The organism is Paracoccus sp. S1E-3 (assembly GCF_013868135.1).
Taxonomy (GTDB): Bacteria; Pseudomonadota; Alphaproteobacteria; order Rhodobacterales; family Rhodobacteraceae; genus Paracoccus.
Genome location: NZ_JACEMU010000015.1, coordinates 17271 through 42513 on the forward strand (window position 1 = coordinate 17271; position 25243 = coordinate 42513).

Here is a 25243-nt window from a genome sequence, read left to right on the forward strand (position 1 = left end):
AAGGATCACGGCAATTTCCACCCGTGAACCGTGAGCGCCATTGTTTCGGGCCTCGATACGGCCGAGCCGTGATGAAGGCGCGAAGATGCCTGATCTTCTCTCTGGCGTCCGCTCGCCAACAGGGGGACGCCAAGTTGAACGGACCGGTCGGTCATTTGACTTGGCGCAGGCGATCAAAAGGCGATAACGGCATCCGCTGGCCCGGCGTGACGTTGCATGTCGGATCCTGGGTGGAAATGGTGCCGGCGGTCCCGGCGCAGCGCCGACACGGATCAAGCAGAGGAGCGGATGTGACCCGGATGCCTGCCGAACTGTTAGCTGCGGCCTTGCGTGGCCTGCATCTGCCGCCCGGCGCCGGGCTGGCCGTGGTGCCGCTGGCCGCCACGGAGCAGATCACGCTGCCCGCCCGCATCCGCGCCAGCGCGCCCCGGCGACGGGCGAGCTTCACCGCAGGTCGCCTCGCCGCACGGACGGCGCTGCGCCGGGCCGGGCTGGCCGAAGCAGAGGCGCCCGGCATGGACGCGGACGGCCTGCCGGTCTGGCCCGCCGGCTGGCGGGGAAGCATCAGCCATGGCGGCAGCCTCGCCGCAGCCATTGCCGCACCTGCCGGGACGGCGCGGCTGATCGGGCTGGATATCGAGCGGCTGGTGACCCCGGAGACCGCACGTCGGCTGGCCCCCGATGTCATGCCCGAACTGCCGCCCGGCCGGTCCGGCCTGTCCCTGCATCACGAGGTCACACGGGTTTTCTCGGCGAAGGAGGCGCTTTTCAAGGCGCTTTATCCCGCCACCCGGCAGTTTCGCGCCTTTTCCGCCGCCCATGCCGACTGGTTGCCGGAGGGGATGGCCCTGACACTGGCCGAGGATTGGGGGCCGGACTGGGCCGCCGGCGCCCGGTTCGAGGCAATCCAGAGGGTTGCCGCCGATCACGTTGCGACGATCCTCTGGCGCTGATCCTCCGACCTGCCAGACGACGGCGCCGGCTGTATCCTGTCGGCGCCGTCGTCTTCTGCGATACACAAGGTCACGCCGCTGGCGGTCGAGGGCGAGGTGACCGAGATCGCCGCGCGGTCGAAACCTCGTTCGGGCCGATGGTCCCGCTCGACCGGGGGAGGGGGGCAGCTTCCTGCTGGGCCAATATGCTACCCGTGGCGATGGCGGCGGGCATCGGCGTGGCAGTTGCCCTGGCCCGGATCATCTGGGCGGTCTGCGCGCACAGCCAAGGCATCTATTTCTTCATGGCAACGCTGGCCTTTGGGCAGACGGCCCATTCCTGTGCCTTTGAACCGCTTGGGCGCGATGACTGGCTGTCGGGACTGGAGTGCAGCCTGAGCGGCATCATGCATAACGAACAGCGGATGCGCGCCGTGGGTCTGGTGACCTACTTCGTCACCCTCGCCGAGGAATTGCATTTCGGGCGTGGCGCCGAACGGCTGGGCATGGCGCAGTCCCCCCTGTCGCGCCAGATCAAGCAGATCGAGGACGAACTGGAAGCGGTGCTGTTCAACCGCGGTCAACGCGCCATCACCGTGACCCAGACCGGTGAACGACTGCTGGAGCGCGGGCGCAGCATCCTGCAGCAGCTCGACGATGCCAAGCTGGAGGTGCGCCGGATCGGGCAGGGCGCGGCGGGGCGGCTGAGGATCGGTTTTGTCGGCTGGGCCACCTTCGGGATCGTGCCCAATATCATCAAATCCTTCCGCGCCAATTACCCCGGCGTCGCGCTGAGCCTGATCCCAATGAACAACGCCCAACTCTATCGCAGCCTGATCCGCCGCGAGATCGACGTGGCTTTCGCCCGCCCCACGCTGGTCGACAAGGAGTTCATGAGCCGCAAGCTGCGCGAGGAGCCGCTGATCATCGCCGCCCCCGATACGATGGTGACGGGCAGCGCCACGAATTGCGACCTCGGGCAGCTGACCGGCGAGAACCTGATCCTCTATCCCGAATTTCCGCGACCGAACTATGCCGATTTCGTGCTGGAGAAATGCAAGCTGCGGGGGCTGGAATTCGAACGGCGCGTCTTCAGTCAGGACCTGCAGACCGCGCTGAGTCTTGTCGCCATCGGCGAGGGATTCTGCATCGTGCCCGAATCGGTGCGCGGCGCGCAGCGGGCCGGGGTGCGCTTTTTCGATATTCACGCGCCGCTCGGCATCACCGAACTGTCGGTGAACTATCGCATTGATGAGCAGGGTGTGCTTGTCCATAATTTCGTGAAGATCGCCCAGTCGGTGGCGCGCAAGCTCATCTGGCTGGCCACGCGGGCGGCAGGGCTGCACCGGCCCGGCGCGCAGGTTTCAAGGCGGATTTCGACAAGGATGTTGACCATGACCGAGACACGCGACAGTTCGCTCGCCGTCAAGCGCGGCGCGCTCGGCCGTTGCCCCAATTGCGGCGACGGCCGGATCTTCGACGGCTATCTGAAAGTGGTGGACGCCTGCCATCACTGCGACGCGCCCTTGGGCCGATACCCGGCGGCGGACGGTCCCGCCTTCTTCACCATGACCTTCGTCATGCTGCTGCTCATCCCCGCAATCGGCTTTGGCTGGGTGTTGTTCCAGCCCGATCCGGTCACCTTCCTGACCGTGCTGACGGTTGGGATAACGCTGCTGACGCTGGTGCTGCTGCGCATCGTGAAGGGTGCCTTCATCGGATATCTGTGGGCCAAGAACGAGATGGACCGCGGATCGTGACCGGGCGGCCGCCACTAGATCCGGTACGGTCGCAGCCAGAGCGGGCCGCTGGGGCGCAGGGTGATCTGCGGGCGGATCTGGCAGGGGTCGGGATCGCGGGCGGTGAAGCGGAAGTGATCATAACTGGCCGCGATGATGCGCCCCGCAATCAGCCGCGCCAGATGCAGGCCGATACAGCGATGCGGCCCCAGCCCGAAGGGCAGGTAGGCGTGGCGGGGGCGCGCCCCGCTCTGACCGGGGCCGAAGCGTTCGGGATCGAAGTGTTGGGGGTCGGGCCAGAATGCGGCGTTGCGGTGCAGAAGCCAGGGTGAGATCAGCACCGTGCTGCCGGCGCCGATCCGGTAGGGGCCGATCCGGTCATGCGCGATGGCGCGCCGCTCGATGATCCAGATCGAGGGGTAAAGCCGCAGCGCCTCGGCCAGCAGTTTCTGCGGATCGGTGGTTTCGAGGCCGCGCGCGGGTTCGCGGGCGACCAGCCAGAACATCCAGGCAAGCGCATTGGCGGTGGTTTCGTGCCCGGCCAGCAGCAGGGTGACGGCGGCGTCGCGCAATTCGGTATCGGTCAGCGCCGCCGCGCCCTCGGCTTCATGCGCGGCGATCAGGCGGGACAGGACATCATCGGGGCGCCGGTCGGATTGGCGCCGGTCGCGGATCATCTGCATCACCACGGCGTCGATCTGCGCGCGGGCATCCTTGAAGGCGCGCCGGTGAAAGGCGGCCGAGATCACCGCTGCATCGAAGGGCGCCTGCAGCCGGCGCCAGGTATCTTCCAGTAGCACCGCCAGCGGCGCCTCGATCCGGGCCACGTCGATCTCGGTCGAGAACAACAGCCGCGCGGCCATGCCGATGACCAGCGACATCATCTCGGCGACGATGTCGATCTGGCCGCCGGTCTGCGCCACCGCATCCCAGCGGGCCAGCACGGGCTGCATCCGGGCGTCGATCAGCGGCGCCCAGGGCGCGACCGCGCCGGGTTGGAAAACCGGCGCCAGCAGCTGGCGGTGGCGCGCCCAGGCCGTTTCGTTGCCCGACAGCAGACTGTCGCCGCAGGCGTCGCGGATCAGCGCGGCGCTGCGGGTGTTCTTGTCGTAATTCGCTGCGTTGCGCGACAGCACCTGCGCGATGTGGTCGGGATCGTTCAGCAGATGCGCGGTGATATGGGCGAAGCGGAAGCGCACGATATCGCCATGCGCCCGCAGCGCGCCCGCCATCAGCCCCAGCGGATCGTGCCGAAAACCCGCCAGCGAGCCAGTGATCGGGTGGCCGCGCGGGCCGGGGGCGCGGCTCATGTCGGGTAACCCCAGGTCTCGAAACTGCGCCGCCAGCGGCTGGCGACCACGGCGCGGGTGGGCGCGTCCAGTTCGGGGAAGCGGTTCTTTTCATAGCCGCGCAGGCCGTCCAGATAGGCCACAAGATCCGGTCGCATCCGGTCGAACCCGTCCAGCCCCAGCCGGTCATAGACTGTGGCGATCTGGCCCACCGGATCGGCCTCCAGCGCGTCGAAGCGCAATTCGCAGAAACGGCCTTCCGGGATCAGCGGCAGATCGTCGAAATAGGCGTCATACATGGTTTCGTGACGGGTCAGGATGCCGTCGTCGATGGCGGCCGGATCGGGGCGTTGCAGATAGGTATACCAGCCCGCCGTGTCGAAGAAATGCCGCTGCGACTGAAAGACCCGGTAAGGATCGCGGTGAATATGGACAAATCGGGCCTCGGGGAAGATCTCCAGCAGGGTGCGGATACGCGCAGTGTGGGGCGGCGATTTCAGCAGCAGCGCCCGGTCATCCCGCAGCGACAGTTTCTTGCAGAAGGTCAGCAGGGCGTGTTTCCACGCGGCGACCTCGGCCGGATCGGCGCCGCGAAAGCTCAATTGCCGTTCGTAATGATCCTGCCGGGCCGGAAAGCTGATACCCAGATAGAGCGAACACAGGCTCATCAGCAGGGGCGCGAACTCGTCCTCCTGCGGCGAGGCGAGGCTGAGCGCCATGTTGTCCATCGGCCGCTTCGGCGGCACCAGCCAGGAAAACAGCCGTGCGGCGACGGTTTCGGTAGTCAGGAAGGTCAGCGGGTTCACCACCCGATAGGTGTTGGCGAATTGGAACTGCGCCCGGTCGCAGGCCAGCAGGTCGTGCAGATGGGTCGTGCCGCTGCGCCAGTGGCCGAGGATGAACAGCGGCGGCCGGCTGATCTGCGCGGCCTCGATCGCGCTGCCGAAGCGCAGTTTTTCAATGGCGGCGAAGGCGGAATTGGGCAGGCTGGCGGCGGTGATGAAGGCTGCCCGGTGCAGATAGGCCGGCGAGATGCGGAAGCCGTTCTGCGCCAGCAGCCGCATCCATCGCCCGAAGGTGATGCCGGTCAGGTAATTGTGCCCGACGCTCCACCGATGCTTGAGTTTTGTGCGCATACCTGATCTTTTCCAACAAAACCCGCCATCTGCGGGAATGTGGTAGCATCAGTCCGTCGGGTTTCGAAACCGCCAAATGACCATTCCCTCGCATGTCCAGGAGATGCTGCGCCGTGTCCGGGCGCGCTTCCAGACCGAACCGCTGGAAGCGCGCATGTTGCCCAGCGACGAGGAGTTCACCACCCTGCGCCCGGTCCGGCAGGCCAGTGCGGCCTCGGTCGGGCGCTATTGGGCGCGGCTGATCGGTACCGCCACGGCGGCGGATCAGGCGGCGCTGGCGGACCCCGACACCATGACCGCGCCCGAGGTCTATTCCGCCAATATCGAGAATTTCATCGGCACCGTGAAACTGCCGGTCGGTATCATCGGCCCGATGCGGGTCAATGGGCTGAACGCCAAGGGCGATTTCCACGTCCCCATGGCCACGACCGAAGCGGCGCTGGTGGCGTCTTACGCGCGGGGGGCCTATGTCGCCACCAAGGCGGGCGGAATCAGCACAGCGCTGCTTTATGAAGGGGTCATCCGCACGCCCGCCTTCGTCTTCGGCGGCCTGTTCGATGCCGGGCGCTTCGTCGAATGGGTGGTCTGCCATATCGACGATCTGATCGGCGCGGCCGAGGCGACGACGCGCCATGGCAAGCTGACCGCACTGGAACCGATCATCGATAATGATGTGGTCTTTCTGATCTGCCGCTATACGACCGGCGACGCGGCCGGGCAGAACATGGTCACCATCGCCACCCATGCGCTGTGTCAGGCGATCCTGGCCGAATGCCCGGTCCCGCTCCGCGCCTGGTATATCGAGGGCAATTTCTCGGGTGACAAGAAGGCCTCGTTCCTCGGGTTGATCACCGGGCGCGGGCGCAAGATCAGTGCCTCGGTCACGCTGCCTGCGGTGGTGGTCGAAAAGCATCTGGGCACCAGCGTGCAGGCGATGCTGGACTATGGCCGGGTCGCCGATCTGGGCGCGCATCTGTCGGGCCAGATCGGCGCGCAGGCGCATTTCGCCAATGGCCTCGCGGCGCTGTATCTGGCGACCGGGCAGGATGCCGCTTGCGTGGCCGAAAGCGCGGTCGGCATCACCCGGATGGAGGCGCGCGGCCCCGACCTGTTCGTCAGCGTCACCCTGCCCAACATCCTCGTTGGTTCGGTCGGCGGGGGCACCGGACTGCCCAGCCAGACCGCCGGGTTGAACATTCTTGGCCTGAAAGGTGCGGGCAAGGCCGCCGCCCTGGCCGAGGTCGCTGCCGCCACCTGCCTCTGCGGCGAGATCTCCATCGTCGCCGCCATTGCGGCGGGCGAGTTCGCCCGCGCCCATGAAACCCTGGCGCGCCACCGATGAGCCTGCGCAACCTGTGGATCTATCAGGCCGAGCGGTTTCCGCTGGCCAGAACGGCGCCGCTGCTGGGGGTGTTCTCGGCGGCCAGCATCTCGGCCTCGGCCCAACTGGCGGGACGGGGGTTGCCGCATTGGCCGGCCTTTCTGGCTGGTTTCGTGATCGCGATGACGCTGTTCTTCCAGATGCGCGCCTGCGACGAATGGAAGGATCTCGATGACGACCGTCACTATCGCCCCGACCGGCCGATCCCGCGCGGGCTGGTCTCGCTCAGGCTGATCCTGACGCTGGGGGGCGCCAGCATGGCGCTGACGGCGCTGGCGGCGGGGCTGTGGTATCCGCCGGTGCTGTGGCTGCTGGGGCTGGTCTGGATGTGGCTCGCGGCGATGACGCTGGAATTCGGCGCGCCGGCATGGCTGAAGGCGCGGCCGGTTCTGTATCTGGTCAGCCATATGGCGATCATGCCGCTGATCGACCTGCTGCTGACCGCGCTGGAATGGATGCCCCATGGCCGCGCGCCCGCCGGGCTGTGGCTGTTTCTGGGGCTGTCCTTCGTCAATGGCTGCGTGCTCGAGATCGGGCGCAAGCTGTGGGCGACCGATCATGAAATCGCCGGCGTCGACAGCTATTCCCGGTTGTGGGGGCCGGGATCTGCGTCGCGGGTCTGGACACTCGCGGTCGGGCTGTCGGCGCTGCTGCTGGTTGGTGTCGGCGCCTGCACCGGTGCGCTGTGGCTGAGTGGCATGGTCGCCCTGCTGGGCTTTGCCGCCTGCGCCGGCGCGGCGCGGCGCTATGCGGCCGCCCCCACGCCCGAGGCGCAGAAACTGGTTGATACGCTGTCCGGCCTGTGGGTCTTTCTGTGCTATGCCACCGCGGGTTTCGCGCCCTTCCTCGTCCGGGCGCTGACATGAGGCTGGTCGTCCCCCAGCACACGGCAGGCGATCCGGCGCAGGTCGGCGGCAAGGCGGCCAGCCTGCACCGACTGGCCGCCGCCGGCTTCGCACCGCCCGACTTCATCGTGATCCGCGCCGAAGCCTTCACCGATGGCACCCCCGATCCCCGGCTGGCCGAGGAGCTTGCCGCCGCGATGGCGGGGCTTGGTCCGGCCCCTTATGCCGTGCGCAGCTCCGGCCGGGGCGAGGACGGCGCCGAACACAGTCATGCCGGCCAGTTCGACACCCGCCTGAACGTCGCCGCAGCGGATGTGATCGCCGCCGCCGCGGCCGTCTGGGCCTCGGGCTTCACCGACGGCATCCGGACCTACCGCGCCAGACGCAGCGGCGGCGCAGCCGAGGCCCCCGCCATCATCGTTCAGCGCATGATCGACGCGCGGGCGGCCGGGGTGGCCTTTTCGGCCAATCCGGTCTCGGGGCTGCGGGGCGAGGTGATGATCTCGGCCGTTGCGGGTCTGGGCGAACGGCTGGTCGCGGGTGAGGTCGACGGCGAGCCTTGGGTCTTCGGCGCGGCGGTGACCGCGCCCGCGCGGCCGGCGGTGCTGACCGCCCAACAGGCCGCCGCGATTGCCGATCTCGCGCGCCGGGCCGAGGCGGCCTTCGGCGCGCCGCAGGACATCGAATGGGCCATCGATGCGGACGGGCTGCACATCCTGCAAAGCCGCCCGATCACCACCCCCCTCCGGCCTGCGCCCGCCGCCGACGACACTTTGACGGTCTTCGACAATTCCAACATCATTGAAAGCTATCCGGGCATTGTAAGCCCGTTGACCTACAGCTTTGCCATGCATGTCTATGACCGGGTCTATCGCGCCTTCGTGGACCTGCTGGGCGTGCCTGCCGCCACCGTCGCCGATCATGCCGGGATATTCGCCAACATGCTGGGCCGGGTGGACGGGCGGGTCTATTACAATCTCGGCAACTGGTACCGGGCGCTGGCGCTGCTGCCGGGTTTCGCACTGAACCGGGGTTATATGGAAACCATGATGGGCCTGTCCGAGCCGCTGCCGCAGGCGCTGACCGCCAGCATCGGGCCGCCCCCGGCGCAGGGATTCGCAAGGGTGACGGAATACCTGCGGGTCGCGCGGGTCGGGGCCGGGCTGCTGTGGCAGGCGGCGTGGCTGCCGCGCACGCGGGCGCGCTTCTACGCCCGGCTGAACGCCGCTCTTGGCAGCGATCTGGACCTTGCCACCGCCGGCCCGGTCGCGCTTGCCGCGCAGTTCCGCCGGATCGAGGCCGATCTGCTGGACCGCTGGGACGCGCCGCTCGTCAATGATTTCCTGTGCATGATCGGCTTCGGCGCCTCGCGCAGGATGCTGGAGAGATGGCTGGGGCCGCAGGGGCTGGCGCTGCATAACGACGTCATGATCGGCCAGGGCGACATCATCTCGGCCGAGCCGGCGCGCCGCATCGCCCGGATGGGCGAGATGGTGCGCGCCGCCGGGCTGACCGCGGCGCTGGAGACGCAGGGGGTCACGGCACTGAACGGCCATCCCGAGATCGTCGCCGAGCTGGATGCCTATCTGCAGAAATTCGGTGATCGCTGCACCGAGGAGCTGAAGCTGGAAAGCATCCCCCTTATGCAGGACCCGGCGCCGCTTCTGGCCGCCATCGCCGCCAGCGCCGCGCAGGGCCCGCGCAGCCCTCTCCCCTCCGGCGAAGCGGACTGGCGGGCGCTGTTCCCGAAAAACCCGCTGCGCCGCCGGGTGGCGCGGGCGCTGACGAACTGGGCCCGCGCCCGCGTCCGCGACCGCGAGAATCTGCGCTTTGAACGCACCCGCATCTTTGGCTATGCGCGGCGGGTATTCCTGGCCCTCGGCCGCGAGTTTCACGCCCGTGGGCTGCTGGACGAGCCGCGCGATATCTTCTGGCTGACCACGTCCGAGGTGCTGGGCGCGGTCGAGGGGTTTGGACTGTCCCCGGACCTTGCCGCCATCGCCCGGCTGCGCAAGGCCGAGGATGCGGTGTCAAGCCGCCGTCCCGATCCGCCGGAACGGATCGAGATCTACGGCCCGGCCATTGCCCCCGTCTGGACCGCCACCGCCACCGGCGCGCCGCCGAGCGATGCGCGGGTGAAAATGGGCACCGGCTGCTCGGCCGGGCGGGTCACGGCACGCGCGCGCATCATCCGCGACCCGCGCCGCGAAAGCCTTGCCCCCGGCGATATTCTGGTCGCGCGCCACACCGATCCGGGCTGGATCGCGGTGTTTTCCAATGCCTCGGCCATTGTGGTCGAACGCGGCTCGCTGCTGTCGCATTCGGCCATTGTCGCGCGGGAACTGGGCATCCCCTGCGTCGTCGGGCTGAAGGGCGCGACCGACTGGATCACCGATGGCGAAACCCTCGGCGTCGATGGCGCGACCGGCAGGGTGGAGCGGCTGGATGCATAGTTCCGACATCGCCGCGCGGGCACGCTTCGACCACATCCGCTACGCCCAGCTGTGGGAGGATGCCGATGTCCTGACCGAAGCCCTTGGCGATCAGCGGGGGGCCACGCTGGTGTCGATCTGCTCGGCCGGGGACAATGCGCTGGCGATGCTGACGCTGGATCCCGAGCGTGTGGTGGTGGTGGATCTGTCGCCCGCCCAGATCGCCTGCCTCCACCTGCGCATGGGCGCCTTCCGGGCGCTGGATCACGCCGAGTTTCTGGAGCTGATGGGCGCGCGTCCAAGTCCGCGCCGCAAGGCGTTGCTGGAGCGCGCGACCGCTGATCTTGACCCCGAAACCCGCGCCTTCTGGGCCGCGCTGTCGCAGGAGGTGGCGGCCCATGGCGCTGGCGGCGTCGGCAGGTTCGAGCGCTATTTCCGCATCTTCCGCACCCGCCTGCTGCCCTTCGTCCATTCAAGGCGGACCATCGACGACACCTTCATTCCGCGCCCGCGCCCGGAACGCGAGTTGTTTCTGAACCAGCGGTTCAACAACCTGCGCTGGCGGCTGCTGGTGAAGTTGTTTTTCTCGCGCTTCGTGATGGGCCGCATGGGCCGCGACAAGGCGTTTTTCGACCATGTCGAGGGCAGCCCGGCCCGGCATGTCGCCAGCCGCATCCGCCATGCGGGCGTAGATCTCGATCCGGCGCAGAACCCCTATCTGCATTGGATCCTGAAGGGCGGCCATGGCGCCGCGCTGCCGATGAGCTGGCGTCCCGAGCATTACCGGACCATCCGCGACCGTCTGGAGCGGATCAAGATCCGCCCCGGCGCGCTGGAGGCGTTCGTCTCCACCGGCGAGCGGGCGGATGGCTATAACCTCTCGGACATTTTCGAATACATGCCGCCGCAGGTCTTCTCGCAGGTCTATGGCCGCATCCTCGATGCCGCCAATCCCGGCGCGCGGCTGGTCTATTGGAACATGATGGCGCCGCGCCGGGTGCCACCGGAACACGCAGCCCGCGTGCGAACCCTGAGCGCCATCGAGGACCGGTTGAAGGCGCAGGACAAGGCCTTCTTCTATTCCGATTTCGTGGTCGAGGAGGTCATCGGTTGAGCGCGCCTTTGCAGATCGCCATCGCGCTTTGTTCAGTCCTGGTGCTGCTCGGGCTGATGGCGCTGCTGCGTCGCATGGCCGCCGCCCATCACATCAGCGCCGAGATGCAGCGCAAGCTGATCCATATCACCACCGGGCTTTACGCCCTCACGCTGCCCTGGCTGTTTCCCGACCGCTGGCCGGTCTATCTGCTGGTCGGGGTCACGCTGGTGGTGATGGGGGTGCTGCGGCTGCCGAAGGTGGCGACCACGGGCCTTGGCGCGACGCTACACGGGGTCGAGCGGCAGTCCTATGGCGATCTCATGCTGGCTATCGCGATCGGCATGTGCATGTTCCTGTCGGGCGACCGGCCCTGGCTTTACGTCCTGCCCATTGCCATCCTGACGCTCGCCGATGCCGCCGCGGCGCTGGCGGGCAGCAGCTATGGCCGCAGGTTCTTCATCGTCGGCGAGGGCCGCAAAAGCATCGAGGGCAGCGTCGTCTTCTTCACGCTCAGCTTCCTGATTTCGCTGGTCTGCCTGATGCTGATGACGCCGCTGCCGCCCGTGAACATGCTGCTGATCTCGGCCATGGTCGCGGGCTTCGGCACCATGGTCGAAGCGACCAGCTGGCAAGGCTTCGACAACCTGTTCCTGCCGGTGGGGTTGCTGATCTTCCTGACGACGCATGCCCAGAAGGATCCGTTGTCGCTGGCGGTGCTGGCGGTCGGGTTCGCGCTGTCGGTGCTTGCCTTCCTGTCGGTCGCGGGCCGCTTTGGCCTGACCAGGCACAGCGCGCGCGTTTACGTCATCGCGCTGTTCCTGCTGCTGGCCGCGACCGCCTTCCACAATGCGGTGGTCCCGCTTCTGGTGCTGTTCATCCATGTCTGGGCGCGCGACGCCAATCCCGGAGCGGGCCGCTTCCCCGATCTCGATGTTGTGGCTGCGGTGGCGCTGATCAGCTTCGGCTCGCTGGTGCTGGGGCAGGCTACGGGCTGGAACGCGATCTCCTTCTATGGCGCGGCGATGATGGGGCTGGCGACCGGGCTTGCGGCGCTGGCGCTGGTGCCCCAGCCGGTGTGGCGGCGCGCAGCGGCGCTGATCGCGATCACCGCCGGGCTGGGCCTGCTGCGCCAATGGGCGCTGATGGCAAATCCGGCCGAGGCGAACTGGGCCGGTCCGCTCTGGCGCATGGTCCTGCCCAGTCTGGCGCTGACGGCGCTTGTTCCCAGCCTCGCACCCCGGCATTTCCACCAGCGCCGGATGACAAAACTGTCGGTGCTGGCGCTGATCCTGCCCCTCGGCGCTTATCTTCACGCCATCGCCACGATCGGAGGCTGACATGGACCCCATCCTCATCCGGGCCGGGGGTGGCCGCCTGACCCTCTATCCCGAGGGCCCCGAATGGCAGGGCGCGCCCGCGGCCACGCTGGGTAACTTCGTCTGCCCCGACGCCGCCGCCGGCCGCGCCCTTCTGGCCGAGGCATTGGCGCAGGCGCGCGCCTTCGGCATCCGCCAACTGATCGCTCCGATGGATGGCGACACCTGGCACAGCTATCGCTTCGTCACCGAAAGCGATGGCAGCCCGCCCTTCCTGCTTGAGCCCAGCAACAAACCCTTTGCGCCGGATCTGTTCGCCGAGGCGGGCTTCCAGCCCATTGGCCGGTATTTTTCAGCCCGCGTGGCACTGGACCGGACCGCGGCCGCGCCGCCCCCGCCCGCCGAAGGCTTCACCATCACCTCCTGGTCGGGGGAAGACCCCGCGGCGTTGTTCGGGCAGGTTTTCGACCTCTCGGTCGAGGCGTTCAGCCGCAATGCCTTCTACAGGCCGATCCGGCGCGCGGATTTTCTGGCCATGTACATGCCCGTCCTGCCCCTGATGAAGCCCGAGCTGATCTTCTTTGCCACCACGCCAGAGGGACGGCTGGCAGGCTTTCTGTTCGGCATCCCGAACTATGCCGAAGGGCCGCAGACGAAGACCGCGATCCTGAAGACCTATGCCAGCCTGATGCCCGGCGCCGGACGGCATCTGGCCCATGCCTTCCACAGCCGTGCCCGCGCGCTGGGTTACGACACCGCCATCCACGCGCTGATCCATGACGACAACCTCTCGGCGATGCGCAGCGCCGTCGAGGGGGCCGAGGTCTTTCGCCGCTACACCTTGTTCGGCCTGCGGCTGGCATGACCACGCTGCCCGAACAGTTCGCCGCCGCCGCCCGCCGCTTTCCCGATCGCATCGCCATTGTCGACGGGCGCGGGCGCGAAACCAGCTTCGCCACCCTGAAAGCCCGCGCCGATGGTTTTGCCGTCCGCTGGCAGGCACAGGGGATCGGCCCCGGCGACCGGGTGCTGATCGCCCGCCCGGTCGATGCCGACCTTTACGCCAGCCTGGCCGCGTTATGGGCGCTGGGGGCGGTGGCGGTGCTGCCGGAACCTGCCATGGGTCTGGCGGGTCTGCGCCATGCAACCCGTGTCACCCGGCCCAAAGGCTTCTGCGCCGGCGGCTGGTATCGCGCCCTTGGCATCCTGCTGCCCGAGTTGTGGGGCGTCACGATCCTCGGCGGACAGGCGGCCGCCATGGCGCCGGCGCCGGCGCCCTCGGCGGCGGATACCGCGCTGATTTCCTTTACCTCGGGCAGCACCGGCCAGCCCAAGGCGATCCCGCGCAGCCACGCCTTCCTGATGGCCCAGCATGCCGCCATCGCGCCCCTGCTGCACAGCGACCGGGCCGAGCGTGACCTGGTGGCCTTTCCGGTTTTCGCGCTGATCAATATCGCCGCCGGCCGCACCTCGATCCTGCCGAACTGGCGGATGTCGCGGCTGGACCGACTGGACCCGCAGCGGCTGCGCGACTGGATGGTCCGCCAGCGCGTCACCCGTGCGCTGATCCCGCCGGCGCTCTGCGAAAAACTCGCCGAGGCGGGACTGCCCCCCGATCTGGGTCATATCTTCACCGGTGGCGGCCCGGTCTTCCCGGACCTGCTGGCGCGGCTGCAACGCCGTGGCAATGCCCGCATCACCTGCGTCTACGGCTCGACCGAGGCCGAGCCCATCGCCCATCTCGACGCCTGCGACATCACCGAGAACGACCGCGCGGCCATGTCGCAGGGCGCGGGGCTGCTGGCAGGGCGTCCGGTTCCGGGGTTGCGGTTGCGCATCCGCGAGCACGAAATCCAGGTCGCTGGCGCGCATGTCAATCCCGGCTATCTGAACCCTGCGCATGATGCCGAAAACAAGCTGCCCGAGGGCGGCATCATCTGGCACCGCACCGGCGATGCCGGGCGGTTGGACGGGCAGGGGCGGCTGTGGTTGCTTGGCCGCCTCGGCTCTCAGGTGGTGATCGGCGGCGTCACCCGCTTCCCCTTCAATGTCGAGATCGCGGCCCGCCAATGGCCCGGCGTCACGCAGGCGGCGCTGATCGGGCGGCGCGGAACCCCGGTGCTCGCGCTTGCCGGCGACGCCGCGCATCTGCCCGAGTGGCAGGACGCGGCGCGCAGCCTGAACATTTCCGTCATCCGCCATTTCGACCGCCTGCCGATGGATCGCCGGCACGGCTCGAAGATCGACCGGCAGGCGCTCGGCGATATGCTCTGAAGGGTCAGAACACCGCTTCTCCCACGAAGGGTCCGTTCAGCGGCATGCGTTCGTTGCACAAGGCGGTCAAGTCAGGGGCGCGAAAGCCGCCGTCCACGATCGGCGTGGCCGATAGCGGGGGGACTGTAGCAGGCCATGGGTGGAAAAGCCGTCGGCGAGTGTGAAAGTGTTCGCCTCGGGGTGAAAACCCACGATGCGGTTATGGTCCCGCATGTCGTAATCGTCATGCCCGATCCGGCATTGCTTGACCCATTGAATCATGTCGCCATCGGGCTTTCGGTGCCGATGTCCTCGGCCTTGATGGCGGCGCAGGGGATCAAGATGATCGTGCTTGGCATTGACGAGCCGGCTGTTCCGGCGGCCACGCATCGTGCCGGCGCAGCCCGGAAGGCGGCGCGGGCAAAGAGGACACTCGCCCCGCGCCAAGCGGTGGCAGATAAATTCCGGCGCGGAAACCGACTCGATGATACTCCCGTTCAGCGCGTCATCGCCGGAGAGGCCACGCAGATCATCTTCAACGCGCTGCTGGCAAGGTTGAAGGCCGGCGATGACGTGACCGGGGCCACGGCCGAGGTCGCCTTCGCCGCCGCAATTCCTTCGCCGCCGCAATTGTCGGCGCCAAGCCGGGCAGTTGCCAGCGCAGGGCCGGGCGCTGAGACAGAGATGTGCCGGATTACCTTCTGGCCGAAGCTCATATAGGATCCCCCCGGACCGGCAGTCGGGGCGCCGCCCCTCCTCCGTGCGCCCGCCGTCACAAGGGGGATGCTGGCGTGCACCGGCTGCGCATGAAACCTGTAAGGGAGACCGCCTTATGAGCCCGCGTTTCGACACCATCCTGATCACCGGCGCCGCCGGCCGCCTCGGCACAGAACTGCGCCGCGGTCTTGCGCCACTGGCCCGCAAGTTGCGGCTGGCCGATGTCGCGCGGATCACCGATTGCGGACCGAACGAGGAGGTGCTGACCTTCGATCTTGCCGATATGGAGGCGGCAATGGCCGCCTGCGCGGGTGTCGATGCCATCGTCCATTTCGGCGGCGCGCCCCATGAACGCCCGTGGGAAGAGGTCCTGAACGCCAATATCCGCGGCAGCTATAACATCTATGAAGGGGCGCGGAAGCATGGCGTTCCCCGCGTGATCTATGCCTCCTCGGTGCACGCCATGGGCTATAACGAGCTTGAGGAGCATGTGAATACCGCCGCCCCGCACCGGCCGGACACCCTTTACGGCCTGTCGAAATGCTTCGTCGAGGATCTGGGTCGGCTCTACTGGGACAAGTTCGGCATCGAAAGCGTGATGATCCGGATCTTCTCGTCCTTCCCCGAGCCCGCCGACCGGCGGATGCTGTGGTCCTGGCTGTCCTTTGACGATTGCGTGCGGCTGGTGACGGCGGCGCTGACCGCGCCGCGCGTGGGCTTTACCGTCACCGTGGGCATGTCCGACAACAAGGTGAAGCCGGTCGACAATTCCCGTGCCGCGCATCTGGGCTATCACCCGCAGGACAATACCGAACGCTTCCGCGCCGGGATGGAGGCGCGCACCGATACCCCCGATCCACGCGCCCCTGCGGTGCGCTGCCTCGGCGGCTGGTTCGTCGATATCGGCCATCCCGACGATGAGGCGCGGGACTGAGCGCCCGTCGCTGCTGCTGCGCAGAAAACCGAGCCGGCGGCCTCAGGGCGGCAAGCGTCGCCGGCCAGGCAAGGAAATGCGGCGGGGGACGGACGGGGGACGAGGGCCTGTCCCGCGTGGCGGGGGCAGGGGCGTTTGCATTCTCGGCGTGAGGGCTGCGCGCGCCGCCCCGCGCGGCCGGCGGTCGCGACGCCAGGTGCGCGACCGCTGGCTTCTGTCAGGCGCCGAAGCCGGTGTTGACCGGCGTCTCGGCCGGCTGGCCCGCCAGCACGGCGGCGATGTTGCGGCGCTGCAGGGCGCCCATCTCGGCGCGGGTTTCAACTGTGGCGCTGCCGATATGGGGCAGCAGCAGGACATTCGGCAGCGCCAGCAGGCGCGGGTTCGGGTTCGGCTCGTTCAGCATCACATCCAGCGCCGCGCCGCGGATGCGACCGGCTTCCAGCGCCGCGATCAGCGCGTCCTCGTCCACGGTCGAACCGCGCGAGATGTTGACGACCACCGCATTGTCCGGCAGCGCCGCGATCACCTGTTCGGACACCAGCCCGGCGGTCTCGGCCCCGCCGACAAGCGCGATGACCAGAAAATCGCTGTTGGCCGCCAGCGCCTCGGGCGTTGGGTGCCAGGTCCAGCCTTCGGGCGTGTCCTTCGGCGCGCGCGACCAGTAATGGACCGGGCAGTTGAAACCGGCCATGCGCTGCGCGATCTGCTGGCCGATCCGGCCGAGGCCCAGAATCCCCACGCGTCGGCCCGAGACCTTATGCGCCAGCGGCAGCGCCGCCCCCCGCGCCCAGTCGCCATCGAGGACATATTGCGCCGCCGGCACGACCTCGCGCGCCTGCGCAAGGATCAGGGCGACCGCCAGATCGGCCACATCCTCGGTCAGCACGTCGGGCGTATTCGTCACCAGCACCTTGCGGGCATTGGCTGCGCTCACGTCGATGGCGTCATAACCCACGCCGAAATTCGCGATCACCTGCAGGTTCGGCAGCAGGTCCATCTGCGCCCCGCCAAGCGGATCATGGCCCTTGTAGGCAAGCGCACGGACGCTTTGACGGTCGGCTTCGGGCAGGGCGGCAAGCACCGACAGATCGGGCAGGGGCCGCGCGTCCAGTTCCTCTGCCAGAGCCGCGCTGTCGGTGTCGGTATAGGCGCCGATGGCGATGGTCTGGCTCATTGCTTGGGTTCCTCGGTCTGGTCGAAAACGATCTGCGCCTTGATGGCGCGGCTGCGGTCGGCGGCGACCTGAAACGCCTCCAATGCCCTGGACAGGGGCAGGCTGTGGGTGATGAGCGGGCGCACGTCGATCAGGCGCTTCTGCATCAGACTGACGGCGGTGGCGAATTCCTCGTGGAAGCGGAAGGCGCCGCGCAGGTCGATCTCGCGCGCCGTCAGCAGCCCCAGCGGAATGGTCATGTCGCCGCCGAGGCCAAGCTGCATGATGATCCCGCGCGGCCGCATCGCCGCGATCCCCGCATTCAGCGCCGCATTCGCGCCCGAACATTCATACATCACCCCGAAAGTGCCCTTGCCGGCGGCGAAAGGCGCCAGACCGGACGGATCGCGGGCGAGGTTCACGACCTCATCGGCGCCCAGCTGCCGCGCCAGCGCCAGGGTGAAATCCGACAGATCGGCGGCGACAATGCGGTCCGCGCCCGCCCGCCGCGCGGCCAGGATCGACAGCAGCCCGATCGGTCCGCAGCCCGTCACCAGCACGGATTTGCCCAGCATCCCCCCCGCCCGGCGGGTGGCGTGAAGGGCGACGGACAGCGGCTCGGCCATCGCGGCCTCGCCCGGCGTCAGCCCGTCGGCGGGGACGCATTGGCGGGCATCGGCCAGCAGGTATTCGCGGAACGCGCCCTGAATATGCGGGAAGGGCATGGCGCTGCCGTAGAAGCGCATGTTCTCGCAATGATTGGGCAGCCCCTCAAGGCAATACTGGCAGCTGCGGCAGGGCCGCGAGGGCGAGACAGAGACCAGCTGGCCCGGATGCAGCCCTTCGACGCCCTCGCCAAGCGCCTCGACATGGGCCGAGACCTCGTGCCCGAGGATCATCGGCTCCTTCAGGCGCACGGTGCCGAAGCCGCCATGCTGGGCGTAATGCAGATCCGATCCGCAGATGCCGCCGGCGGCCAGCCGCAGCAGCACCTGCCCTGGCTGGGGTTCCGGCGGCGCGGGGCGATCCTCGATCCGCACATCCTGGGCGGCATGGACGACGACGGCTTTCATCTGTTCCGGCATGGACGACTCGCTTGACATGGCTTGTTAACGATAACATACAGAAGCCAGAGGCGTTTGAAAAGCGGGGAGTTGAGGCGATGTCTGAAGCCGGCGGCATGTTTGATCTGACGGGGCGGCGGGCGCTGGTGACCGGATCGACGCAGGGGATCGGCCTGGCGCTGGCGCGCGGGCTGGCGCAGGCGGGCGCCACGGTGGTGCTGAACGGGCGCGATGCGACCCGGCTGGCAACGGCTGCCGAGGCCTTGCGCGCCGAGGGCTTCGACGTCGAGACGCTGAGCTTCGACGCCACCGACCACGAGGCCGTGCGCGCCGCCGTCGACACCTTCGAGGCCGGGACCGGCCCCATCGACATTCTGGTCAACAATGCCGGCATGCAGCACCGCGCGCCCTTGCAGGATTTCCCGGCCGAGGCCTTCGAGCGTCTGCTGCAGACCAATATCGCCAGCGTCTTCCATGTCGGGCAGGCGGTCGCGCGCCACATGATCGGGCGCGGGCGCGGCAAGATCATCAACATCGCCAGCGTGCAGACGGCCTTGGCCCGGCCCGGCATCGCGCCCTATACCGCGACCAAGGGGGCGGTGGGCAACCTGACCAAGGGCATGGCCACCGACTGGGCGCGGCTGGGGCTGAACTGCAACGCCATCGCGCCGGGCTATTTCGACACGCCGCTGAACGCCGCCCTCGTCGCCGATCCGGCCTTCAGCACCTGGCTGGAAGGGCGCACCCCCGCCGGACGCTGGGGCAAGGTCGAGGAACTGGTCGGCGCCTGCGTCTTTCTGGCCTCGGATGCGTCCAGCTTCGTCAACGGGCATACGCTGTTCGTCGACGGCGGCATCTCGGTGTCGCTGTGACCCTCGCACTCATCGGCGCCGGGGCCATGGGCGGGGCCATCGGCGCGCGGCTCTGCGCCGTGGGACAGTCGCTGCGGGTTTTCGATCTGGACCCTGAAAAGGTCGCGGCGCTGGTGGCGCTCGGGGCCGAGGCCGCGCCCTCGGCCGCCGCTGCGGCGCGGGGGGCGGATGCGGTCATCCTCAGCCTGAACAGCCCGCGAATTGTCGAAGCGGCGGTGTTCGGCCCGCAGGGCGTGGCGGCGGGCGCGGCGCCGGGGACGCTGATCATCGATATGTCCTCGATCGATCCCGCGGCCACCCGCGATCTGGCGGCACGGCCCGAAGCGGCGGGGCTCGCCTGGGTCGACAGCCCGCTCTCGGGCGGCGCGCCGAAGGCCGCGACCGGCGAATTGACGCTGATGCTGGGCGGGACCGCGGCCAATGTGGCCCGCGCCCGCGAGGTGCTGACCCATGTCGCCAGCAACATCACCCATATGGGGCCGGTCGGGGCCGGGCAGGCGACCAAGCTGATCAACCAGGTCCTCTGCGGGCTGAACTTTCTGGCCGTGGCCGAGGCGACCGCGCTGGCCGAAGCCGCGGGCATCGCCGTCGACCGCATCCCGCAGGCCCTGCGCGGCGGGCGTGCCGACAGCGCCATCCTGCAGGAATACATGCCGCGCTATGCCGCACGCGATTACCGGCGCACCGGCCGGATCGACAATATGGTCAAGGATCTCGACGGCGCGCTGGCGGTGGCCCGCACGACGGCCACGCCGATGCCGCTGACCGCGGCCTGCGCCGAGGTGCACCGGATGCTGACCCGCGCCGGGCTGGGGGCCGAGGATCAGGCCGCGCTCATGGAATATTTCACCGCAACCCTGCCCATCCCGGAGGTATCCTGATGCTGACCCGTTACGCGATTTTCGAAGGCCATCTGTTGCCCGGTCAGGAAGACGCCTTCCGTCAGGCGGTGGTGAACGATCTGGTGCCGATGTGGCGACAGTTCCCCGGCCAGACCGGGTTGCGCATCACCTTCGGCCAGGAACGCGACGAGGGAGCGCCCGAATATCCGCTGATCCTCGCCATCACCTATCCCGACCGCCCGACGATGGAAGCGGCGCTGGAACACCCGATCCGGCTGTCCAGCCGCGCCGCCACACAGGCCGCCATTGCCGGCCGGTTCGACGGCAAAATCCACCACCACGTCACGGAGATGCTGGATTTTCCCGCCTGATCGGCCCTATTCCTGCCCGGAAGGAGCCGGGATGAATACGAAACCGACAATGAAGGAAGTGGCCGCTGCAGCGGGGGTGTCGGTGATGACGGTGTCGCGCGCGTTTCGCAGCGATGCCTCGATCAGCGATGCCACGCGCGAGCATATCCGCAAGACTGCGGATGATCTGGGCTATGTCTTCGATTCGGTCGCCTCGAACCTGCGCTCGCAGCGCAGCGGCTTTGTCGCGGTGACGATCCCCTCGATCAACAACGCCAACTTCGCCGATACGGTGGCCGCGCTGACCTCGCGGCTGGACGCGGCCGGCCTGCAGGTGCTGCTGGGCCGCACCAATTACGACATGGCCGAGGAGGAGCGCCTGATCGGCCAGCTTCTGCGCCGCCAGCCCGAGGCGCTTGTCGTCACCGGCGGCCACCATACCGAGCGCGCCCGGCGGATGATGCAGAAGGCCGGCGTGCCGGTGGTCGAGACCTGGGACCTGCCCAAGGCGCCGCTGGGGCATGTGGTGGGCTTTTCCAACACCGATGTGATGCGGTTCATGGTCGCGCATCTGACGGCGCGGGGCTATCGCAGGATCGCCTTCATCGGCGGCGATTCCGCCTATGATACGCGTGGCGCCGACCGCCGCCGGGGCTTTGTCGCGGCGATGGAGGAACGCGGGCTGGACCCCTCGCGGCTGATCACGGTGGGGCGTCCGCCGGTGTCAATGCGCGAAGGCGCGGCGGCGATGGCGATCCTGCTGGACACGCTGCCCGATACCGAGGCGGTGGTCGCGGTCGCCGATCCCGCCGCCTTCGGGGCGCTGACCGAATGCGCGCGGCGGGGGGTAAGGGTGCCCGATGACATCGCCATCGCGGGTTTCGGCAATTTCGAGATCTCGGGGGTGGCGGTTCCGGCGCTGACCAGCATTGACCCGTTTCCAGCCCGCATCGGCGAGCAGGCGGGCCAGCTGATCGCCGATCTGCTGCGCGGCGATGCCACGAAAAACGGCCCGACCCTGATCGAGGTCGAGCCGCAGCTGGTTGCCCGCGCCTCGACCGGCGCAGGATAGGCGATCACTTGGCGGTTTCGAGAACCTGGTTCAGCAGCACGTCGCCGTTCTCGGCCACGTAATTGTCCCAGACCGGCTTGATCGCGGCCTGGAAGGCAGCGGCGTCGACATCGCGGTTGACCTCCATCCCCTCGGCTTCCAGCCCGGCGATCATTTCTTCTTCCTTGGCCTGCACCAGCCCGCGCTGCAGGTCGATGGCGGCCTTGGCGGCCTCGGTCACGGCGGCCTGCTGTTCGGGGGTCAGGTTGTCGAACTTGGCCTTGTTCATGGTCAGCCCCAGCGCCGAATAGGCGTGCTGGGTCAGGCTGAGGTATTTCTGCACCTCGTTGAACTTGAAGGACACGACCACGCCGATGGGATGGTCCTGCGCATCGACGACGCCGGTTTCCAGCGCGGTATACAGCTCGGCCACCGGCAGTTGCTGCGGGTTGGCGCCCAGAAGTTCGAACATGTCGTTCAGCGCCTTGGAGTTGTTGACCCGCATCCGCAGGCCCTTCAGGTCGTCCGGCACCCGGATCGGGCCGCGATTATTGGTCATGTTGCGATAGCCGTTCTCGCCATAACCCAGCAGTTTCAGCCCATGGGTTTCCATCTGCTTGGCGACCTCCTGCCCCGGCGCGCCGTCCAGCACCTTATAGGCGACCTCGCGCGTCGGGAAGATGAAGGGCAGTTCGAACGCGCCGGCTTCGGGGACGAGGCCGGTATAGTTGTTCAGCCCGATCAGCGACACGTCGATGATGCCGGCACGGGTCCCGTCGATCATCTGCTGGTCATTGCCAAGCTGGCCGTTCGGGAAAATCTGGACGGTGACCTCGCCGCCGGTCTTTTCCTCCACCACGCGCTTGAACTCCAGCGCGAGGTTCTGCTGCAGATCGGTCTCGGGCACCGGATGGGCCAGCTTCAGCGTGGTCTGCGCCTGGGCGGCGAAGGCCGTCAGCGCCAGCACGGCCGCCAGTCCGGCGGTGCGGAAAAATGTGGTCATGGGGTCCTCCTTGTTGTCGTTTGTGTTGGATTACTTGCCGGTCAGCAGCGCGAGCGGCACGGTAATGAGGCCGGGGATCAGGATGAACAGGCCCAGCAGGATCAGATAGGCGGTTACGAAGGGCAGGGTGCCACGCACCACTTTCGATACCGGCGCCTTGCCGACGCCGCAGACGACGTTCAGGACCGAGCCGACCGGCGGCGTGATCAGCCCGATGCAGGAGTTGATGATGAACATCAGCCCGAAATAGACCGGGTCGATGCCCGCCTGTTTCACCACCGGCAGCATCAGCGGCACCAGGATCAGGACCGAGGGCACAAGGTCCATGACCATGCCGACCAGGAAGACCACGATCATGATCACCAGCATCAGCAGGCGCGGATTGTCGACCAGCCCGCCAAGCATCACCGCCAGCTGCTGCGGCAGTTGTGCGATGGTAATCAGCCAGGCCGCGACCATGGCCGACCCGACGAGGAACATCACCATCGCCGTCGACCGCCCGGCCGAGATCAGCGTGTGGAACAGCATCTTCCATGTCATCTCGCTGTAAACCAGCATCGAGATCACGATGGCATAGACGGCGGCGACGACGGCGGCTTCGGTCGGGGTGACGATCCCGGACCGGATGCCGCCGATGATGAGGATCGGCATGATCAGCGCCCAGACCCCGTCGCGCAGCGCCGCCCAACGCTCGGCCGCGCTGGCGCGGGGGGCGACGGCCAGATCCTCGTTGCGGGTGGTGATGGACCAGGTGATCATCAGCGCCGCGCCCATCATCAGGCCGGGCACGATGCCCCCGATGAACAGCTGCGCGATCGAGATATTGCCAGCCACGCCCAGCACGATCAGCGGCAGCGACGGCGGGATCACCGGCGCGATGATGCCGCCCGCCGCCAGCAGGCCCAGCGAACGCCCCTCGGGATAGCCCGATTGCTTCATCATCGGATAAAGGATCGACACCAACGCCGCCGCATCCGCCACCGCCGAGCCCGACAGCCCCGCCAGCAGCACCGAGGTGAAGATGGCGACATAGCCGAGGCCGCCCTTGCGGTGACCCAGCAGGCTGGTCGCCAGCCGCACGATGCGTTTGGACAGCCCGCCCGTGGCCATCACCTCGCCCGCGACCAGGAAGAAGGGGATGGCCAGCAGCGGAAAGCTGTCGATGCCGTTGATGAGCGACTGCGCCATGATGTCGACGCTGAACGTGTCCAGCTGCAGCATCAGCGCGAGCGAGGACAGCAGCAGCGCGAAGGCCACCGGCAGGCCCAGCAGAATGGCCCCGATCAGGACCCCCAGAAACAGTGCCAGCGTCATTCGATCGGCCTTTCAGCATGGGCGGCATGGGGCGGCGGGGTCAGCAGCTGGCCGATGGCCACGACGATCATCAGGCCGCCCCCGACCACACCGGCCAGATAGAACAGGGCTGTGGGAAGACCCGTGACCTGGCTGATATTCACCCAGTTCAGCATCATCTGCCGCCAGCAGCCGATCACGAACATCGCCAGCAGTCCGATGATGACCAACCGTGTCAGCACCCAAAGAGGGCGCAGCGCGCCGGGCAGAAAGGTCTCGACCAGTTCGGTGACGGCCAGATGTTCGTTGCTGCGCAGCGCCAGCGCCGAGCCGAGCATGGCGATCCAGACGAAGGCTAGCCGCGACAGTTCGATCCCCCAGCGCAGGCCCGAATCGAAGCCATAGCGCATCACGACGTTGGTGAAGACCATGACGATCATGCCGGCCAGAAGAAGCGCCAGAAGCGCCTCGATCAGGACCCAGATCACGGCGGTGCCGCGTGTGACCATCTGCCGATTCCTCCCGTGGTTGCCGGATGCTCGGGCCAGGAAATGACTTGCCCGAATCCTCCTCCTCGCATAATGATAACGTTAACATTCCGACGCGTCAACGCGGGATGATGAAGGGGGAGAAGATGGCGGAAACGATCCTGATCACGGGCGCCGGCAGCGGCATCGGGCGCGAAACGGCGCGGCTGTTTCTTGAAAACGGCTGGAATGTCGCGCTGGCAGGCCGGCGCGCCGCCGCGCTGGAGGAGACGGCACAGGGCCATGGCCGCGCGCTGGTGCTTCCAGTCGATGTCACCGACGCCGAGGCGATCGGGGCAGCGGTCACCGAAAGCGCGGTGCGTTTCGGGCGGCTGGACGTCCTGTTCAACAATGCCGGTATCTCGCTGCCCACCGCCATGATCGACGAGATCGCCGTCGCCGACTGGCTGGCGCTGGCGAATGTGAATATCACCGGCATGTTCCTGACCGCGCGGGCGGCCTTTGGGCAAATGCGCCGGCAGACCCCGCAGGGCGGCCGGATCATCAACAATGGTTCGATCTCGGCGCAGGTGCCGCGCTATGGCTCGGCGGCTTACACGATGTCGAAGCACGCGGTGACCGGGCTGACCCGGTCGCTGTCGCTGGACGGGCGCGCCTTCGACATCGCCTGCGGCCAGATCGACATCGGCAATGCGATGACCGACATGGCCGAGAAGATGACCCGCGGCGTGCCGCAGGCCGACGGCCAGTTGCGGATCGAGCCGGTGATGCCCGCCGCCGAGGTCGCCCGCGCCGTCTGGCACATGGCGACGCTGCCCGGCGGGACGAATGTGCAGTTCATGACGGTGATGGCCACGGCGATGCCCTATATCGGGCGCGGCTGACGCCGCGTGCCGCCGGGGTGACGCTGCGGCATGACCGGGCGCGGATCGCGACAGCACGCCATGGCCGCGATATGAAGGTGCTGGAAGCGCATCGCTGCCCGCTGGCCGGTCCCCGGCCCATGGCGCGACCGCGCAGCAGGAGGAGTTGGCATGATTCACGGACCCGAAGGCGG

Annotated in this window: 23 protein-coding genes; 16 read left to right on the forward strand and 7 right to left on the reverse strand. The window is 67.8% G+C overall.

The features are described 5' to 3' along the window. Nucleotides 1–299 precede the first annotated feature (299 nt). Both H1S04_RS13565 and H1S04_RS18790 read left to right on the forward strand, forming a co-directional pair. Complete coding sequence (locus H1S04_RS13565) at nt 300–953, forward strand: 4'-phosphopantetheinyl transferase (protein ID WP_255435630.1); 654 nt, start codon at nt 300–302, stop codon at nt 951–953. A 185-nt stretch (nt 954–1138) separates the two neighbouring features. Further along, the gene (locus H1S04_RS18790; RefSeq protein ID WP_255435620.1) at nt 1139–2692 is read left to right on the forward strand and encodes a LysR substrate-binding domain-containing protein; all 1554 of its coding nucleotides are present in this window, start codon (nt 1139–1141) and stop codon (nt 2690–2692) included. A gap of 14 nt (nt 2693–2706) precedes the next feature. On the opposite strand, the gene H1S04_RS13580 is transcribed toward H1S04_RS18790, so the two are convergent. Both H1S04_RS13580 and H1S04_RS13585 read right to left on the reverse strand, forming a co-directional pair. Further along, nucleotides 2707–3981 (reverse strand): cytochrome P450, encoded by a 1275-nt coding sequence (locus H1S04_RS13580; RefSeq protein ID WP_181746076.1) that lies wholly within the window; start codon nt 3979–3981, stop codon nt 2707–2709. Further along, a complete protein-coding gene (locus tag H1S04_RS13585) occupies nt 3978–5096 on the reverse strand; it encodes a sulfotransferase (protein ID WP_181746077.1) in 1119 nt (372 codons plus the stop codon). Before H1S04_RS13585 ends, H1S04_RS13580 begins: the two co-directional genes overlap by 4 nt. 76 nt (nt 5097–5172) lie before the next feature. Between H1S04_RS13585 and H1S04_RS13590 the strand changes: the two genes are divergently transcribed. The 9 genes from H1S04_RS13590 to H1S04_RS13630 all read left to right on the forward strand — a co-directional run bounded on the left by H1S04_RS13590 (nt 5173) and on the right by H1S04_RS13630 (nt 16070). Beyond that, a complete protein-coding gene (locus H1S04_RS13590; RefSeq protein WP_181746078.1) occupies nt 5173–6438 on the forward strand; it encodes a hydroxymethylglutaryl-CoA reductase in 1266 nt (421 codons plus the stop codon). Continuing rightward, the gene (locus tag H1S04_RS13595) at nt 6435–7343 is read left to right on the forward strand and encodes a UbiA family prenyltransferase (RefSeq protein WP_181746079.1); all 909 of its coding nucleotides are present in this window, start codon (nt 6435–6437) and stop codon (nt 7341–7343) included. Before H1S04_RS13590 ends, H1S04_RS13595 begins: the two co-directional genes overlap by 4 nt. After that, nucleotides 7340–9775 carry a PEP/pyruvate-binding domain-containing protein gene (locus H1S04_RS13600; RefSeq protein WP_181746080.1) on the forward strand — a complete coding sequence of 812 codons (2436 nt, stop codon included), beginning with the start codon at nt 7340–7342 and terminating at the stop codon, nt 9773–9775. Before H1S04_RS13595 ends, H1S04_RS13600 begins: the two co-directional genes overlap by 4 nt. Next, the gene (locus tag H1S04_RS13605; RefSeq protein ID WP_181746081.1) at nt 9768–10868 is read left to right on the forward strand and encodes a DUF3419 family protein; all 1101 of its coding nucleotides are present in this window, start codon (nt 9768–9770) and stop codon (nt 10866–10868) included. The genes H1S04_RS13600 and H1S04_RS13605 overlap by 8 nt, the downstream gene beginning before the upstream one ends. Next, the gene (locus H1S04_RS13610; RefSeq protein WP_181746082.1) at nt 10865–12187 is read left to right on the forward strand and encodes a hypothetical protein; all 1323 of its coding nucleotides are present in this window, start codon (nt 10865–10867) and stop codon (nt 12185–12187) included. Before H1S04_RS13605 ends, H1S04_RS13610 begins: the two co-directional genes overlap by 4 nt. Nucleotide 12188: 1 nt before the next feature. Beyond that, complete coding sequence (locus H1S04_RS13615) at nt 12189–13031, forward strand: hypothetical protein (RefSeq protein WP_181746083.1); 843 nt, start codon at nt 12189–12191, stop codon at nt 13029–13031. Further along, nucleotides 13028–14440, forward strand: a complete 1413-nt coding sequence (locus tag H1S04_RS13620) for an AMP-binding protein (protein WP_181746084.1) — start codon at nt 13028–13030, stop codon at nt 14438–14440. The genes H1S04_RS13615 and H1S04_RS13620 overlap by 4 nt, the downstream gene beginning before the upstream one ends. Nucleotides 14441–14665: 225 nt before the next feature. Then, nucleotides 14666–15139 (forward strand): hypothetical protein, encoded by a 474-nt coding sequence (locus H1S04_RS13625; protein WP_181746085.1) that lies wholly within the window; start codon nt 14666–14668, stop codon nt 15137–15139. Nucleotides 15140–15251: 112 nt separating this feature from the next. Further along, nucleotides 15252–16070, forward strand: coding sequence for an NAD(P)-dependent oxidoreductase (locus H1S04_RS13630; RefSeq protein WP_181746086.1), 819 nt, complete (start codon nt 15252–15254; stop codon nt 16068–16070). 217 nt (nt 16071–16287) lie between these two features. On the opposite strand, the gene H1S04_RS13635 is transcribed toward H1S04_RS13630, so the two are convergent. Together H1S04_RS13635 and H1S04_RS13640 are read right to left on the reverse strand one after the other, a co-directional pair. Continuing rightward, nucleotides 16288–17244 carry a 2-hydroxyacid dehydrogenase gene (locus H1S04_RS13635; RefSeq protein ID WP_181746087.1) on the reverse strand — a complete coding sequence of 319 codons (957 nt, stop codon included), beginning with the start codon at nt 17242–17244 and terminating at the stop codon, nt 16288–16290. Continuing rightward, nucleotides 17241–18296, reverse strand: coding sequence for an L-idonate 5-dehydrogenase (locus H1S04_RS13640; protein ID WP_181746088.1), 1056 nt, complete (start codon nt 18294–18296; stop codon nt 17241–17243). Before H1S04_RS13640 ends, H1S04_RS13635 begins: the two co-directional genes overlap by 4 nt. Before the next feature lie 107 nt (nt 18297–18403). On the opposite strand from H1S04_RS13640, the gene H1S04_RS13645 reads away from it, so the two are divergent. The 4 genes from H1S04_RS13645 to H1S04_RS13660 are packed head-to-tail and all read left to right on the forward strand — an operon-like array spanning nt 18404 to nt 21423. Then, nucleotides 18404–19159: an SDR family oxidoreductase gene (locus H1S04_RS13645; RefSeq protein ID WP_255435621.1), complete on the forward strand. Its 756-nt coding sequence runs from the start codon at nt 18404–18406 to the stop codon at nt 19157–19159. Then, a complete protein-coding gene (locus H1S04_RS13650) occupies nt 19156–20040 on the forward strand; it encodes an NAD(P)-dependent oxidoreductase (protein ID WP_220185238.1) in 885 nt (294 codons plus the stop codon). The genes H1S04_RS13645 and H1S04_RS13650 overlap by 4 nt, the downstream gene beginning before the upstream one ends. Then, on the forward strand, nt 20040–20372 hold the full coding sequence (locus tag H1S04_RS13655; RefSeq protein ID WP_181746090.1) for a hypothetical protein: 333 nt from the start codon (nt 20040–20042) through the stop codon (nt 20370–20372). Before H1S04_RS13650 ends, H1S04_RS13655 begins: the two co-directional genes overlap by 1 nt. Before the next feature lie 31 nt (nt 20373–20403). Beyond that, nucleotides 20404–21423 (forward strand): LacI family DNA-binding transcriptional regulator, encoded by a 1020-nt coding sequence (locus tag H1S04_RS13660; RefSeq protein WP_255435622.1) that lies wholly within the window; start codon nt 20404–20406, stop codon nt 21421–21423. Nucleotides 21424–21427: 4 nt separating this feature from the next. Here H1S04_RS13660 and H1S04_RS13665 read toward each other — a convergent pair whose 3' ends face one another. Genes H1S04_RS13665 through H1S04_RS13675 form a run of 3 tightly spaced genes read right to left on the reverse strand, consistent with a single transcriptional unit; the run spans nt 21428 to nt 24207 of the window. Further along, nucleotides 21428–22405, reverse strand: a complete 978-nt coding sequence (locus H1S04_RS13665) for a DctP family TRAP transporter solute-binding subunit (protein ID WP_181746091.1) — start codon at nt 22403–22405, stop codon at nt 21428–21430. Between the two features lie 30 nt (nt 22406–22435). Beyond that, nucleotides 22436–23719, reverse strand: a complete 1284-nt coding sequence (locus H1S04_RS13670; protein ID WP_181746092.1) for a TRAP transporter large permease — start codon at nt 23717–23719, stop codon at nt 22436–22438. Further along, on the reverse strand, nt 23716–24207 hold the full coding sequence (locus tag H1S04_RS13675) for a TRAP transporter small permease (protein WP_181746093.1): 492 nt from the start codon (nt 24205–24207) through the stop codon (nt 23716–23718). Before H1S04_RS13675 ends, H1S04_RS13670 begins: the two co-directional genes overlap by 4 nt. A gap of 125 nt (nt 24208–24332) precedes the next feature. Between H1S04_RS13675 and H1S04_RS13680 the strand changes: the two genes are divergently transcribed. After that, nucleotides 24333–25070: an SDR family oxidoreductase gene (locus tag H1S04_RS13680; RefSeq protein ID WP_181746094.1), complete on the forward strand. Its 738-nt coding sequence runs from the start codon at nt 24333–24335 to the stop codon at nt 25068–25070. The last annotated feature ends 173 nt before the right edge of the window (nt 25071–25243 follow it).